This is a genomic window from Balneatrix alpica DSM 16621 (genome assembly GCF_000619885.1).
Taxonomy (GTDB): Bacteria; Pseudomonadota; Gammaproteobacteria; order Pseudomonadales; family Balneatricaceae; genus Balneatrix; species Balneatrix alpica.
In genome coordinates this window covers 38,554-52,836 of record NZ_JHUZ01000016.1, presented here as the reverse complement: position 1 = coordinate 52,836, position 14,283 = coordinate 38,554, and the positions used below count along the sequence as shown (strand labels likewise).

Annotated in this window: 11 protein-coding genes; 2 read left to right on the top strand and 9 right to left on the bottom strand. The window is 55.5% G+C overall.

Annotated elements, in window-relative coordinates; translation table 11 throughout:
* Positions 1–92: 92 nt before the first annotated feature.
* Positions 93–629: a cysteine hydrolase family protein gene (locus tag Q334_RS0108635; RefSeq protein ID WP_027312860.1), complete on the bottom strand. Its 537-nt coding sequence runs from the start codon at positions 627–629 to the stop codon at positions 93–95.
* 86 nt (positions 630–715) lie between these two features.
* Here Q334_RS0108635 and Q334_RS0108630 point away from each other — a divergent pair, with 86 nt between their 5' ends.
* Entirely contained in the window at positions 716–1,378 is a 663-nt protein-coding gene (locus Q334_RS0108630) for a TVP38/TMEM64 family protein (RefSeq protein WP_027312859.1), read from the top strand.
* A gap of 47 nt (positions 1,379–1,425) precedes the next feature.
* Here the strand turns inward: Q334_RS0108630 and guaD are convergent, their stop codons facing one another.
* The 6 genes from guaD to Q334_RS0108600 all read right to left on the bottom strand — a co-directional run bounded on the left by guaD (position 1,426) and on the right by Q334_RS0108600 (position 10,199).
* Complete coding sequence (guaD, locus tag Q334_RS0108625) at positions 1,426–2,730, bottom strand: guanine deaminase (RefSeq protein WP_027312858.1); 1,305 nt, start codon at positions 2,728–2,730, stop codon at positions 1,426–1,428.
* A 70-nt stretch (positions 2,731–2,800) separates the two neighbouring features.
* Positions 2,801–3,649 (bottom strand): xanthine dehydrogenase accessory protein XdhC, encoded by an 849-nt coding sequence (xdhC, locus tag Q334_RS0108620; protein WP_027312857.1) that lies wholly within the window; start codon positions 3,647–3,649, stop codon positions 2,801–2,803.
* 11 nt (positions 3,650–3,660) lie between these two features.
* The gene (gene xdhB / locus Q334_RS0108615) at positions 3,661–6,051 is read right to left on the bottom strand and encodes a xanthine dehydrogenase molybdopterin binding subunit (protein WP_027312856.1); all 2,391 of its coding nucleotides are present in this window, start codon (positions 6,049–6,051) and stop codon (positions 3,661–3,663) included.
* Positions 6,044–7,483 carry a xanthine dehydrogenase small subunit gene (xdhA, locus tag Q334_RS0108610; protein WP_027312855.1) on the bottom strand — a complete coding sequence of 480 codons (1,440 nt, stop codon included), beginning with the start codon at positions 7,481–7,483 and terminating at the stop codon, positions 6,044–6,046. Before xdhA ends, xdhB begins: the two co-directional genes overlap by 8 nt.
* A gap of 261 nt (positions 7,484–7,744) precedes the next feature.
* Positions 7,745–8,836: a polyamine ABC transporter substrate-binding protein gene (locus Q334_RS0108605; protein ID WP_245593673.1), complete on the bottom strand. Its 1,092-nt coding sequence runs from the start codon at positions 8,834–8,836 to the stop codon at positions 7,745–7,747.
* A 28-nt stretch (positions 8,837–8,864) separates the two neighbouring features.
* Entirely contained in the window at positions 8,865–10,199 is a 1,335-nt protein-coding gene (locus Q334_RS0108600; RefSeq protein ID WP_027312853.1) for a glutamine synthetase family protein, read from the bottom strand.
* 305 nt (positions 10,200–10,504) lie between these two features.
* On the opposite strand from Q334_RS0108600, the gene Q334_RS0108595 reads away from it, so the two are divergent.
* A complete protein-coding gene (locus Q334_RS0108595) occupies positions 10,505–11,788 on the top strand; it encodes an NAD(P)/FAD-dependent oxidoreductase (protein WP_211249520.1) in 1,284 nt (427 codons plus the stop codon).
* Positions 11,789–11,807: 19 nt separating this feature from the next.
* On the opposite strand, the gene Q334_RS0108590 is transcribed toward Q334_RS0108595, so the two are convergent.
* Positions 11,808–13,817 (bottom strand): putative bifunctional diguanylate cyclase/phosphodiesterase, encoded by a 2,010-nt coding sequence (locus Q334_RS0108590; protein WP_027312851.1) that lies wholly within the window; start codon positions 13,815–13,817, stop codon positions 11,808–11,810.
* A 112-nt stretch (positions 13,818–13,929) separates the two neighbouring features.
* Entirely contained in the window at positions 13,930–14,229 is a 300-nt protein-coding gene (locus Q334_RS0108585) for a DUF1244 domain-containing protein (protein ID WP_027312850.1), read from the bottom strand.
* Positions 14,230–14,283: the final 54 nt, after the last annotated feature.

Here is a 14,283-nt window from a genome sequence, read left to right as displayed (position 1 = left end):
GAGGGCATCCCTTTCATACCTACCCGAAACGCGGGTACGCAGTTGCGGCGGCGCCAAGCCGAGGCTCACTCCGCATTGGCGTCGCTGTTGTCTTAACCCTGCATGATTTCCGCTAACGTCGGCGCACTAATCTTGCCGCTAAAGCTGCTGATGCAACTCAGGCTGGCATTGTGGTGCTGACGTATCTGGGCCCCACTGGCATGGGGTTTATCCACAGTGGTGTGGGCATCCGCCACCAGCTTCACTGTAAAACCCAGGGCAGCGGCACGGCGCACGGTGGTATCCACGCAAAACTCGCTGGCATAACCACACACCAATACTTCGTCAATACCCTGGCGACGCAGGCTTTCCTCCAAATCGGTCTGCAAGAAAGAGTCCGGCGTGGTTTTGCGAATGCGCTGATCCTGCTCCTGCACCCTTAAGCCGGCCTGTAATTGCCAACCAGGGCTTTGGTAGGCAATGCCGGTATCGGCTTTTTCATGTTGGATAAACAGCACCGGCAACCCTTGGGCACGCGCCCATTCCGTCAGCTGGTTAATCCGTTGTACTACCTCCTGCCCTTCAAAGGGGGCGGGGTAAGCGTCAAAAAGTACGGCCTGTACATCAATTACCAAGACTGCAGCTGACATAGTCTCTCCTGCTGAGCCAATTAACCCAGGTTAACGAAAAATAGCACCGCGCCTCTTAACCTGAGGGCAAGAAGAGGAGGTGCACGATGAAACCCTTACTGAAAATGATGCTGACCCTGGTGCTGGTATTTGCCAGCACCTTTGTGTTGCTGCGCAGCACGGGGCTCTTAAGCCTAGAGAAGATAGAACTTTATTTGCAGGCTGCCAAAGCGATTTCACCCTTTTATATCGCCCTGTTAATCAGTGCGTTGCTGATCGCCGATTTACTGATTGCAGTACCCACCCTGACGCTGTTGATTTTCAGTGGTTATTGGCTGGGGCCGGTGTTGGGCAGCCTGACCGGGATGCTGGGGGTAACGGTGGCGGGCCATCTGGGCTATCTGCTGAGTCGCCGCTATGGTGAGGCGTTGTTGTGCCGCCTGGTTCCGCAAGCTGAGGAGCGGGCAGCAGCGATGATGCTGTTTCGTCAGCATGGCAGTGGGGTGTTGTTATTGGCGCGGGCCTTGCCGATTTTGCCGGAGGTGTCGGCTTGCATGGCTGGGGTCTGTGCCATGCCCTGGCGTCGTTTTGCCCTGTATTGGTTGTTGGGCAGCCTGCCCTATGTGCTGATTGCCAGTCTGGCGGGGGCCTATAGCAGTGTGGAGAATCCGCAACCGGCGCTCTATACCGCCCTGGGATTAACCGGTGGGTTATGGCTGGCATGGCTGGTGTTTAGGCGACGTATCCAGGCCAGTGAGGCGATTGGTTAGGCTCATCTTGCTTCACCCCGCCAACGCGGGGTAAAGCATAAGCGGCCTTAGTCGCGCTGATGGACGCACTCGCCGGCGGCGTAGGTGGCTTTAACCGCCCGGTCATCGCCAAGAATGCTCAATACAAACAGGCGCTCTTCAATGTCCTTGGCCTGTTGCAGGCGGAAGTCGAGCAAAGGTGTGGCCTGGTAGTCCAGCACCACAAAGTCCGCCTCTTTACCGGGATTGAGGTTACCCAGTTTGTCCTCCAGATGTAGCGCTTGCGCTCCACCTAAAGTGGCCAGGTAGAGGGATTTATAGGGATGCAGCTTACGCCCCTGCAATTGCTGGGTTTTGTAAGCTTCGTTCATAGTTTGCAGCAGCGAGAAGCTGGTGCCTGCACCCACATCGGTACCCAGGCCAACCTTGACCTGATACTGCTCCGCCTTGCTGAGATTAAACAGCCCACTGCCCAGGAACAGGTTGGAGGTGGGGCAGAAGGCAATGGCGGAGTCGGTTTCGGCCAGACGCTTAAACTCCGCATCCTCCAAATGAATACCGTGGGCATAGACCGCACGGGGGCGCAGCAAGCCAAAGTGATCATAGACGTCCAGATAGCCACTGCACTGGGGGAAGAGTGCCTTCACCCACTCCACTTCGGCTTTGTTTTCCGACAGATGGGTATGCAGGTATACATCCGGATACTCCTGCAGCAGGCGACCCGCCTCGCTTAACTGGGCCTCGCTACTGGTCGGGGCAAAGCGCGGGGTGACGGCATAGAGGGCACGGCCCTGGCCATGCCAGCGTTCGATCAGCTCTTTGGAGTCGGCATAGCTGGATTCCGGCGTATCGGTCAGGTAATCCGGCGCATTGCGATCCATCATCACCTTGCCGCAAATCATGCGCAGGTTGGAGCGTGCGGCTTCCTCGAAGAAGGCATCCACCGATTCCTTGTGCATGGTGCCAAACACCAGGGCGGTGGTGGTGCCGTTACGCAGCAGTTCCTGCAGGAAGACTTTGGCCACCCCACGGGCATGCTCTTTATCGGCAAAGTGACGCTCGGTGGGGAAGGTGTAGTTATTCAGCCAGTCCAGCAGCTGCTCACCGTAGGCAGCAATCATGCCGGTTTGCGGATAGTGGATATGGGTGTCGATAAAGCCAGGTACGATCAAGCCATTGGGGTATTCCACCAGCTCGGTATCCGCCGCCAGGCCGGGCAACAGATCGCTGGCCGGTCCCACCGCCTGGATCTGCCCATCCGCAACGATCAGCAAACCATCTTCGAAGTATTCAATTGCCTGTTCAAAGCCAACCTTGGCGGGGTCATCCTGGCAGTGCAGGATGGCACTGCGAAAAGCCTTGCTTGTGGCCATGGTGTATATCCCATACATAGCGCGGGCGGCGCTGTCCCGCACAGGGACCAACACGCCGCCCGAATTCAGGTTAAGAAGCGAGTGAAGTCAGCAGTTTGAGCTGGGCTCGTTGCTGTTCTTTATCCAGTTGCCCAGCAGGCTGAGTCTGACTCTGCTGCTGGCTATAAGTGGCGATGACTTCAGCGGCCACCGCCACGGCGATTTCGGCGGGCAGTTTGCCCTTCACCTCTGGCAGCCCCAGGGGGCAGCGCATTTTCGCCAGGCGTTCGGCACTGTGCTGTCGCTGTTGCAGGCGGTGTTCAAACTTCATCCGCTTGGTGCGCGAGCCGATCAGGCCGAAGTAGGCGAAGTCATCCCGGCTGAGGATGGCGTGGGCCAGCTCCAGATCAAGCTGATGATTGTGGGTCATCACTATCACATAAGCACCCTTGGGTAGGTTGGCTACTTCCTCCACTGGGTCTTCATTGATGATTTGGCTCACCCCAGCCGGTATCTGCTCTGGAAACTCCTCGGCACGGGAGTCAATCCAACGCACCTTGCAGGGCAGGCTGGCCAGCAAGGGGGCCAGCGCCCGCCCCACATGGCCTGCACCAAATAACGCGATCTCCGCACGCACTTGGCCAAGCGGTTCCAGTATCACCAGGGTGGCACCGCCACAGCATTGGCCCAGGTTAGCCCCCAGGGCAAAGCGTTCCACCCGCAGCTGGCTGGCGCCCTCCTCCAGCATTTGCCGGGCCAGGGCGATTACCTTGTACTCCAGGTGGCCGCCGCCAATGGTATCGATGCAGCGCTCCTTGCTGACCAGCATCTTGCTGCCGGCATCGCGGGGGGTGGAACCCTGATCCGCCAGGATGGTCACCAGCACGCAGGGTTCTCCCTGTTGCTGCATCTCGGCGAGGGCGCTGATCCAGTTTTGCATACTTGCCTCGCTTAGGCCGGTTGCAGACTGCTGGCAGCCTGACTGGCGCTGACCTGCTGACGTAGTTGTTGGCAGGCAAAGAGTACCCGCTCCGGGGTCGCAGGGGCATCAATCTGCGGGCTATAGCGATAGTCCGCCACACTGGCAATGGCGTCCTTGAGGGCACAGAACACCGCAATCCCCAGCATAAAGGGTGGTTCGCCCACTGCTTTGGAGTGGTAGACGGTATCTTCCTGATTGGGACGACTCTCCACCAGCTTGACGCGGAAATCCGGCGGGGTATCAGCGATCGCAGGAATCTTGTAACTGGCCGGGCCCGAGGTGAGCAGGCGGCCCTTGTCATTCCACACCAGCTCCTCAGTGGTCAGCCAGCCCATGCCCTGAATAAAGCCGCCTTCCACCTGACCAATGTCGATGGCGGGGTTCAGTGAGGCCCCTACATCATGGAGGATGTCCACCCGGGTCACCTTGTATTCACCGGTCAGGGTGTCGATCACCACTTCGGCGCAGGCTGCCCCATAGGCGTAGTAATAGAAGGGACGGCCACGGGCCTGATCACGGTCATAGTAAATTTTCGGTGTGCGATAGAAGCCGGTGCTGGACAGGGAGATCTGGTTGAAATAGGCCAGCTGGATAAAGTCCGCAAAGGGCAGAATCTCATCACGAATCAGCACATGGTTATTTTTAAATACCACATCCTCTTCCGTCACCCGGAAGTGCTTAGCGGCAAACTCGACCAGACGCTGCTTGATGGTACGGGCGGCATTCTGCGCCGCCTTACCGTTCAGGTCAGCACCGGAGGAGGCCGCCGTTGGCGAGGTATTGGGCACCTTGTCGGTGTTGGTGGCGGTAATCTGGATACGGTCGATATCCACCTGAAACTCTTGCGCCACCACCTGAGCCACCTTGGTATTCAATCCCTGGCCCATTTCACAGCCGCCATGGTTAAGCTGGATGCTGCCGTCGGTGTAGATGTGTACCAGGGCACCGGCCTGGTTGAGGAAGCTGGCGGTAAAGGAGATGCCAAACTTGACCGGGGTCAGGGCCAGTCCCTTCTTCAGGATCGGACTCTGCTGGTTAAAGGCGGCAATCGCCTGGCGGCGCGCCTGGTAATCACTGCTGGCCTCCAGCTCGGCGACAATTTCCGGCGCGATATTGTCTTCCACCTTTTGGTAGTAGTGGGTGACGTTGCGCTCCTCTTTGCCGTAGAAGTTGACCTTACGGACTTCCAGCGGGTCTTTGCCCAGGTAGCGGGCGATATCATCCAGAATAATTTCCGGCATGATCATGCCCTGGGGCCCACCAAAACCACGATAGGCGGTGTTGGAGGCGGTATGGGTTTTACAGCGGTGACCATGAATGGTGGCCTCACCGAGATAGTAGGCGTTATCGGCGTGGAACATCGCCCGATCAACAATGGAGTTGGACAGATCGGGGGAATAGCCACAGTTGCCCGCCAAATCCATCTCAATACCGACAATACGGCCCTGGTCATCAAAGCCGACATCGTATTGATTGAAGAACGGATGGCGCTTGCCGGTCATCAGCATGTCTTCCATCCGTGGCAGGCGCATCTTGGCCGGACGTCCGGTCAGTACCGCTGCCAACGCTGCCAGACAGGCAGGACCGGCAAACTGGGTCTCTTTACCGCCAAAACCACCGCCCATGCGGCGCATGTCCACCGTCACCTTGTGCATGGGAATGCCCAGCACCTCCGCCACCAGCTTTTGCATCTCCGAGGGGTGCTGGCAGGAGGCAAAAATCAATACCCCACCATCTTCATTGGGAATCGCGAAGGAGATTTGCGTCTCCAGATAGAAGTGTTCCTGGCCGCCAATATGCACCTTGCCCTGCAACCGGTGGGGGGCGGCTGCCAAGGCTGCGGCAGAGTCACCACGCTTATGGGTATGGCTGGGGCTGACAAAGTGCTGGCGAGCCAGCGCCTCTTCTACATCCAGGATGGCTTCCAAGTCTTCGTATTCAATAATCGCCGCCATCGCCCCTTTGCGGGCGTTTTCCAGGCTGTCTGCCGCTACCGCCAGAATGGTCTGGCCAACATATTCCACCACCTCGTTGGCCATCAGCGGATCACCCGGCAGTACCGCACCGATATCCAACTGTCCCGGTACATCGGCGGCGGTCAGTACCTTCACCACCCCCGGCACCTGATAGCAGGGCGCGGTATCGATACGCTTGATACGGGCATGGGCACGCTCACTTAAACGGGCGTACAGATGCAGCTGGTTGGGAAACTCCAGACGATCATCGACGTACTGGGCTTCGCCACTGACCTGCTTGGCAGCACTGTCGTGACGCACACTACGGCCCACGCCGGTGACGATATCCTCCTGCACCCGCTGCAACAACTGTTCGTAACTGAGTTTGGGCTGATGATTAGACATGGGCAGTCACCTGGGTTGCGAGTTCAGGGGTGGTGATTTCCAGGGCATAGCGAGTCAGCAGATTCTGCGCCACCAGCAGACGGTATTCTTTGCTGGCACGGAAGTCGGAAATCGGGGTGAAGTCTTGGCTAAGGGCCTGACGGGCACGGGTCAGGGTTGCTTCATCCAGGGGATGACCCAGCAGTACCTGCTCACAGGCACGGGCACGCTTGGGAATCGCCGCCATGCCGCCAAAGGCAATACGGGCCTCTGTCACAATGCCCTGCTGCAAGGTCAGGTTAAAGGCACCCAGCACCGCGGAGATGTCATCATCCAAACGCTTGGAGACCTTGTAGAAGCGTACGACACCATGGGCGCTGGCCTTAGGCACGATGATCTTCTCAATAAACTCCGACTCCTGACGGGCGGTGACCTTGTAGTCGATAAAGTAGTCTTTCAGCGCCAGGATACGGCGCTTGCTACCCTTGCGCAGCACCACCTCCGCATTGAGGGCAATCAGCGCCGGCGGGGCATCACCGATAGGGGAAGCATTACCAATATTGCCCCCCAGGGTGCCCTGGTTGCGAATCTGCAGGGAGGCAAAGCGCTGCAATAGCTGGCCAAAGGAGGGGTATTCACGACTGAGATAAGGGGCGCAATCGCTCAAGGGCGCCGCGGCACCAAACTCAATGCGATCGTCAAACTCATGGATTTGTTTCAGCTCTGCCACCTGCCCCAAATAAATCAGGGTAGGCAGCTCACGGTGAAACTGGGTGACCTCCAAGGCCAAGTCCGTTCCACCCGCCAGCAGGCGCGCGGCGGGATGCTGCTCATAGAGTGCGGCCAGTTCATCCAGCGTTGTGGGGCTGAAGCTAACCCGCCCTGCCCCCTTCAATTCAGCGGTTTGCTGCGGCTGAATCTCACCCAGCTGCTGCAGGGTCTGGCCTTGCAGGCGATCAAACTTATCCGCCATGGCATTGGTGTACATCTGCTCTGCCGCCTCGACAATCGGACGGTAGCCGGTACAACGACACAGATTGCCGGCCAGGGCTTCTTCGATCTTGTGGCGATCAGCCTGGCTTTCATTCTTGTAGAGCGCAAACATCGACATGATGAAGCCCGGGGTGCAAAAACCGCACTGGGAACCATGGCAATCCACCATCGACTGCTGCACCTGATGGAGTACACCTTCGTCTTGCAGGCCTTCGACGGTAATCAGCTGTTTACCATCCAGGGCGGCAACAAAGGTGAGGCAGGAGTTGAGGGTGCGATAACGCATCCGCTCGCCATCCGGCTCACCGATCACCACGGTGCAGGCACCACAGTCACCGGAGGCACAGCCTTCTTTGGTCCCTGTCTTTCTGACCAGATTACGCAGATACTGCAGTACGGTCAGGTTGGGGTCTATCTCAGTCTCCACCCTGAGTTCCTGATTCAGTAAGAACTTGATCAAGGCGCTCTCCTCATCGTTGTACTTATTCACGGCATGGCTCGAATGCTCCTATTTAAATTAAATCCTGACTCTTGAGTCAATAAAAATCTAACCCATCGGTTTAAAAAAATCCTGTTTCGCTACTTTCTCTGTCTTTAAGGCCTACTCCCACGCTTCTCCAGAGCAGAAAAAAAACACCCCTGGCACATCATCGCACCAGGGGTGTTGGTTCCTACAGGTCAGGTTAATGCCTGCCCGTTACCACTTATCACCAAAAAAGGATTAGTTACTCTTAACCCGCGTCCAAATCCGGGTCAGGGCACGGGTTGCCTTGGTGGGCAAGACCGTCGCATTGAACAGGCGGTTCATCGTTTCATCAGAAGGATAGATGCCTGGGTCATTTACAATTTCCTGGTCCATGTGCTCTTTGGCAAACTTGTTACCGTTAGCGTAAGCCACTGCATTGGATACCTTGGCAATCACCTCAGGACGTAGCATAAAGTTCATAAACTGATGCGCATTGTCTGGGTGCTCTGCACTCTTGGGAATGGCCATCTGGTCAAACCATACCTGGGTGCCTTCTTTGGGGATAACAAATTTGACCTGCACGCCATTGCCCGCTTCATCGGCTCGGTCACGGGCCTGCAGAATGTCACCGGAGTAACCCACCGCAATACAGATATCGCCATTGGCCAGTGCATTAATGTACTCGGAAGAGTGGAATTTACGGATATGCGGGCGTACCGCCAGTAGCGGCTCTTCGATTGCTTCAAGCTCTTTCGGATCGGTGGTATTGGGGTTCTTGCCAATATAGTTCAGCACTAACTGAGCCACATCAGAGGGGGCATCAAGGATATGGATGCCACAATCGGCAAACTTGGCAGCAATTTCCGGGTTAAACACCAAATCGTAGGAGTTAACTGGTGCGTCAGGCATCCGCTCTTTGATTTTGTCGACGTTGTAGCCGATGCCGATCGTGCCCCACATATAGTTGATGGAATAATCGCTGATACCACTTTCATCCATCCGCGCCTGAATTGGCTCCCACACATTGCTCAGGTTCGGCAGCTTAGACTTATCCAGCTGCTGGAACACACCAGCCTTGATCTGGCGCGCCAGAAAGTTAGAGGAAGGCACCACCACATCATAGCCGGAGGCGCCTGCCAGTAACTTACTTTCCAGGGTTTCGTTGGCGTCGAAAACGTCATACACCACCTTGATTCCGGTTTCCTCTTCAAACTGAGTCAGTACAGACTCATCGATGTAGTCTGACCAGTTATAGACATTGAGAACCTTGTCCTCGGCGGCCAGTAGGCTGGTACTGAAGGCCAATGAGGCCGCCAGCAGGGTCAATCGAGGTAGTGCTGTCTTCATCATTTTCTCCTCGCGGGTCTTTGGCCCGTTATACGTTCAACAGTAGGTATTCACGCTCCCAAGAGCTAATAACGTGGGTAAAGGTATCAAACTCTGCCTGCTTCACGGCGGTAAAAGCCGCCACAAAGCGCTCACCAAACACCTCTTTCAGCTCGTCACACTCACTGAACAGGCGTAGGGCTTCCACCAGTGTCTGAGGTAAATCCCCAGGCACATACTGGATATTGCCATCATTAGGGGCGCTGGGTTCCAGACCTTTCACCATCCCCAAATAACCGCAAGCGAGGGTCGCTGCCATCGCCAGATAGGGGTTGGCATCTGCACCGGGTAAGCGGTTTTCAATCCGACGAGCTTCCGGATCAGAAATAGGCACTCGCAGGGCCGCCGTACGGTTGTCATAACCCCAGCCGATATTGACCGGCGCACCGGAGTTACGGCTCAAGCGACGGTAGGAATTCACATTAGGTGCCAACATCGCCATTACCGCTGGTACATATGCCTGCAAACCACCGAGATAATGACGGAACAGCGGCGTCTCCTGACCATTGGCATCGCTAAACAGGTTATGCCCCTTGGCATCCACCACACTTTGGTGAATATGCATGGCACTGCCAGGCTGGCCCTGCATGGGCTTGGCCATAAAGGTGGCATACATGTGATGACGCAAGGCCGCTTCGCGCATAGTGCGTTTAAAGCGGAAGGCCTGATCCGCCAACCACAACGGGTTGCCGTGCAGCAGGTTGATTTCTAATTGCGCCATGCCTGATTCGTGAATCAGGGTATCAATCTCCAGCCCCTGCTTTTCACAGAAGGCATAAACATCTTCAAAGAGCGGCTCAAATTCATTCACCGCATCAATGCTGTAGGATTGACGGCCTGACTCTGGACGCCCAGAACGTCCTACCGGCGCCTCTAACGGATAGTCGGCATCGGTATTGGGTTTAACCAGGAAAAACTCCAACTCCGGCGCCACCACCGGCGTCCAACCCTTCGCTTCATACAACTCCAGCACTCGCTTGAGTACATAGCGCGGTGCGATATCAACCGGTCTGCCATCGTAATGGAAGGCATCATGAATGACTTGAGCAGTCGGCTCCTGCGCCCAGGGCACTAAGCACAGGGTATCCATATCCGGACGTAACAGGACATCCCCATCGGTTTTCAGGGTCTCGTCGTAGTACTCGTCCGGAAAATCACCGGCAATGGTCTGCAGGAAGATGCCCTCCGGCAAACGCATGCTGCGCTCCTGTGAATACTTTTCTGCCGGCACGATCTTACCCCGGGCAACCCCGGACATATCCGGCACGATAGCTTCTACTTCATCAATACGGTGTTCTTTAAACCAGTCTTGGATTGTCTTCATATACCCCCCCTGGGCTATCCTCCTCATGCTTCTGCTAATGCCGTGCAAAGACAAGCCTGCAACGTCTTAAAGTAGCGCAAAATAAGGCAGCCACGCGCTCTACCACCGCCCGTTGTGGTCGGTTTTCGAGTAGAGTGCTCGACGGGTTAGCAAAAAAAGTAGCCATAATGTGATCACTTTTCAAGAAAAATAATCTATGCTGCACAGTCGATAAGCCAAACAATCAGCCTTGATAAGCATTCCAGCTGTTCAAGCGAGTGAGACAAACGCCTTATTTGTAATCACATTTTGCGATGGGAGGCTCCATGCAACGCTCTGACTACCCCGAGTCTTATTACAGTGCCAGTGCCCATTTATTGGCGGCACAACCACCGTTGCGGGGTAGCACACACAGCGAAGTCGTAGTGGTGGGCGCCGGTATTTGCGGCCTCACCACTGCCCTGGAATTACGTCAACGCGGTTATGAGGTCAGCCTGATCGAAGCCAAACGGGTCGGCTGGGGGGCCTCCGGACGCAGTGGCGGCCAGATTCTGACCAGCTATGCCTGTGAGATGGAGCCCCTCAAAGCCCAACTAGGCGACAAGGCTGCACGCCATCTATGGGAGATGTCACTGGAGGCGGTACAGCTGGTACGCCAGCATATTGCACAGCATCAGATTGACTGTGACTGGTATGAAGGCAGCCTTACCGCCGCCATCAAGCCACGCCAGGTCAACAGCCTACGCGAGTGGCAACACAGCCTGGAGCAGGAATACCAGTATCCTCATCTGCGTTTTTATCAGGGTGACGAGATGGCTCAGGTGATCAATAGCCAACGCTATCTGGCTATTGTCGAAGATAAACTGGCAGGGCATCTGCACCCGCTCAACTACACCCTGGGCCTGGCCAAGGCGGCCTTGGCTGCCGGTGTGAAGATCTACGAGCAAAGCCCTGTTGATCGTTTAGAGCGTGGTGCCAGGCCCCGCATTCACTGTGGTGAGGCCAGTATCAGCTGTGATCACCTGGTACTCTGTGGCAATGCTTATTTAGGCTGGCTGGTGCCTGAGTTGGCGCGCAAGATTATGCCGGTTGGCACCTATATCGTCGCCACCGAAGTGCTCGGTGAAGAGCGTTTACGTGCCCTGCTACCTGGCTACCATTCGGTGGCAGATACCAACTTTGTTCTGGATTATTTCCGCCCTACCGGCGATCACCGGCTGTTATTTGGCGGACGGGTCAGCTATTCCGGCATCCAGCCACCGGACCTTGCCAGTGGTTTACGTCGACGGATGTTGAAGGTCTTCCCCAGTTTAGAAGATGCCAAGATTGAACATGCCTGGGGCGGCATGGTGGATATCACCGTCAACCGCGCCCCTCACTTTGGCCGCCTGGGACAGGATAATATTTACTTTGCCCAGGGGTTTTCCGGCCACGGCATGGCGCTAACCAATCTGGCCGGTAAAGTAATGGCGGAGGCCATTGCAGGCAGCAGTGAACGTCTGGATGTTTTTGCTCGCTTAAAGCATTTGGACTTTCCAGGCGGGCCCTGGCTACGTACACCCGCACTGGTATTGGGAATGCTCTACTACCGTTTGCGTGATCTGCTCTGAACGACAACGGCGGTAGCAGCTATTGCCGCTCTACCGCCACATCCAGCATGCGTTCAAATTCCTCTAAAGGCAGAGGCTTAGAGAACAAATATCCCTGCAAGGTGGGGAATCCATTATCCCGCAACCAACGCGCCTGCTCATCGGTCTCCACCCCTTCTGCCACCACTTCCAGGCCGAGGATACGACCAAAGGAACCAATCAGCTTGAGAATGGCCGTATCATTCGGCACCCGGTTAACGAAGCATTTATCGGCTTTCAGAATATCCACCGGTAATTGGTCAATGCGCGACAAACTGGAATAGCCAGTACCAAAATCATCGATCGCCACCCGAATACCCAGCCCCCGTACTTTCTGCAGTACCTGGGCGGTGGCTTCAAAGTTATCGATCAACACCGATTCGGTAATTTCCAGCTCCAGCAACTCGGCATTCACCCCGTGATATTGCAGGCTACGTTGTAAATGCTCGAAAAAGCCCGGCTCCAACATCTGCACCACTGAGACGTTGATCGCCATCGGCTGAGCAATCTGCAGGCGTTGCCAGCGCTGCAAAATACGGCACGCCTCTTCAATCACCCAGCGACCAATATCGACAATCATGCGGCTCTGTTCAGCAACGGGAATAAACACCAATGGCGGCACCAGAGAACCATCTGCCTTTTGCCAGCGAATCAGGGCTTCGCAGCCTTTCATTTCCTGATTACGGGAATCCATCTTCGGCTGTAAATACAGCAGGAACTCTTCATTTTTAATCGCCTGGGCCAGATCTTTCTCAATCTGTGAACGTTGGCGGATTTGCTCAGTCAAGGCCTCGCTGAAGAAGCATTGTTGATTACCGCCGTTTTCTTTTGCCCCGAACATGGCGATTGCAGCATGGCGCATCAGCAAGTCTGCCTCTTTACCATCCACCGGGAATAGGGTGACCCCTAGTGAGATCGAAACCTTGAATTCCTGTCCATTAATAAAGAAGGGCGAGCTCATCAGTTTAAAGATGTTAGCCGCTTCGGCATGAGCCTCCTCCGGGGTGCTGGTACGGGTACTCAGCACCATGAATTCATCCCCTCCCACTCGAGCAACAAAGAGGCCTCGCTTTTGTAAGCCTTTCTGTAAACGGCGGGCACACTGCTGCAGGAAGTCATCACCACCGCGATGGCCTAAGGTGTCATTCATGTACTTGAAACGGTCAATATCGAACACAAACAACGCAAAGGCTTTGTTTTCCGCGGTCGAGGCATTGACCTGTTGCTGCAGGGTCTCCAGTGCCAAGGTACGGTTTGGCAAGCCGGTGAGGTGGTCACGCGTTGCCATCCGCTTGACGCTTTCATAGGCCACCGCCAAACGGGTCAAATTATGGTTGAAGGTTTCCACCAAGCGTCCCAGCTCATCTTCACGGTGACCACTGGGTGTGGGTAATAGATAACGATCCGGATTTTCCGGATCCAGTTTTTCCAGCTGTTGATTTAGCTGAATCAACGGGCGACTGAGAAAACTATGCACCAGCCAGGCTAAACAGGCACTGAGGCTGATCATCAGACCCAAATAAGTCAGCACCACTACCTGAGCGTTGGCTAACCATTTACTAAAGAGATAATCATTACTGCCCTGAATACGCAGGGTGGCAATCACCTCGCCTTCCCGTCCGAGGCTGGTCGAGGGAGCACGAATTTGGCTGCTCAGCTCCACCTGATCACTGATAATCCAGCGCTCATAAAAGGGGCGCAAATAACCTTCCCCCTTATACATGTCGGCAAAGCGCTCGCCGCGGGCCAGCACGACGCTGACCCCCTGCACCTCATCCAGCTTGATCAGCCCCTGCATCGTGCGTCGGGTCAGGCGCTCATCATAATTCCAAATAGCTTCCGCAATCGGTGTTTCCACCGATCGTACGAGCTGCTCTAAGGTCACATACTGCCGTTCATAGAGGGGGCCAATAGACCAATAAAGCTGGCCCGCGATCGCGGCAACAACAAAGACCATCGTGGCCAAGCTTAAGCGCCACAGCAAGCCAAGAGTAATGCGTCTGGTTTGCACAGCTTACCTCTATAGGCCCTTTCAGGGTGTGCAGTTTACTGCTGGGATAACAGTGTCTCAGTGTTTGTAGGTGCAGGCCCAGCGCTTTGCAAGCGCAGAGCCTATCCTGGCGTTAATCTTGGCGGCTTTGACGGGCCGCAAAGGCTGCCAGTTGTTCCGCCGTGGCTTCAGGCTGGTGATTCTGCTTCCACTGCGCATAGGGCATGCCATATACCCATTCACGCGCCTGCTCATCAGATAAATCAAGCTGGCGCTCATCTGCTGCCGCCTTTAACCACTTACTCAGGCAGTTACGACAAAAGCCAGCGAGAATCATCAGATCGATATTCTGCACATCCTTGTTGGCATCTAGATGGGCCAACAAACGACGAAAAGCGGCGGCTTCTAATTCAATTTTTTCTTGTTCAGTCATATTCAGGCTCCTGTTACTCCACTCCAGTGAACGACTCTAGAGTAGTGGCAGGCA

Bases quoted from the DNA above. Each gene is read 5' to 3' on its own strand.
- Q334_RS0108635 (WP_027312860.1), bottom strand. From the start codon at position 629: ATGTCAGCTGCAGTCTTGGTAATTGATGTACAGGCCGTACTTTTTGAC.
- Q334_RS0108630 (WP_027312859.1), top strand. From the start codon at position 716: ATGAAACCCTTACTGAAAATGATGCTGACCCTGGTGCTGGTATTTGCC.
- guaD (WP_027312858.1), bottom strand. From the start codon at position 2,730: ATGGCCACAAGCAAGGCTTTTCGCAGTGCCATCCTGCACTGCCAGGAT.
- xdhC (WP_027312857.1), bottom strand. From the start codon at position 3,649: ATGCAAAACTGGATCAGCGCCCTCGCCGAGATGCAGCAACAGGGAGAA.
- xdhB (WP_027312856.1), bottom strand. From the start codon at position 6,051: ATGTCTAATCATCAGCCCAAACTCAGTTACGAACAGTTGTTGCAGCGG.
- Q334_RS0108605 (WP_245593673.1), bottom strand. From the start codon at position 8,836: ATGAAGACAGCACTACCTCGATTGACCCTGCTGGCGGCCTCATTGGCC.
- Q334_RS0108600 (WP_027312853.1), bottom strand. From the start codon at position 10,199: ATGAAGACAATCCAAGACTGGTTTAAAGAACACCGTATTGATGAAGTA.
- Q334_RS0108595 (WP_211249520.1), top strand. From the start codon at position 10,505: ATGCAACGCTCTGACTACCCCGAGTCTTATTACAGTGCCAGTGCCCAT.
- Q334_RS0108585 (WP_027312850.1), bottom strand. From the start codon at position 14,229: ATGACTGAACAAGAAAAAATTGAATTAGAAGCCGCCGCTTTTCGTCGT.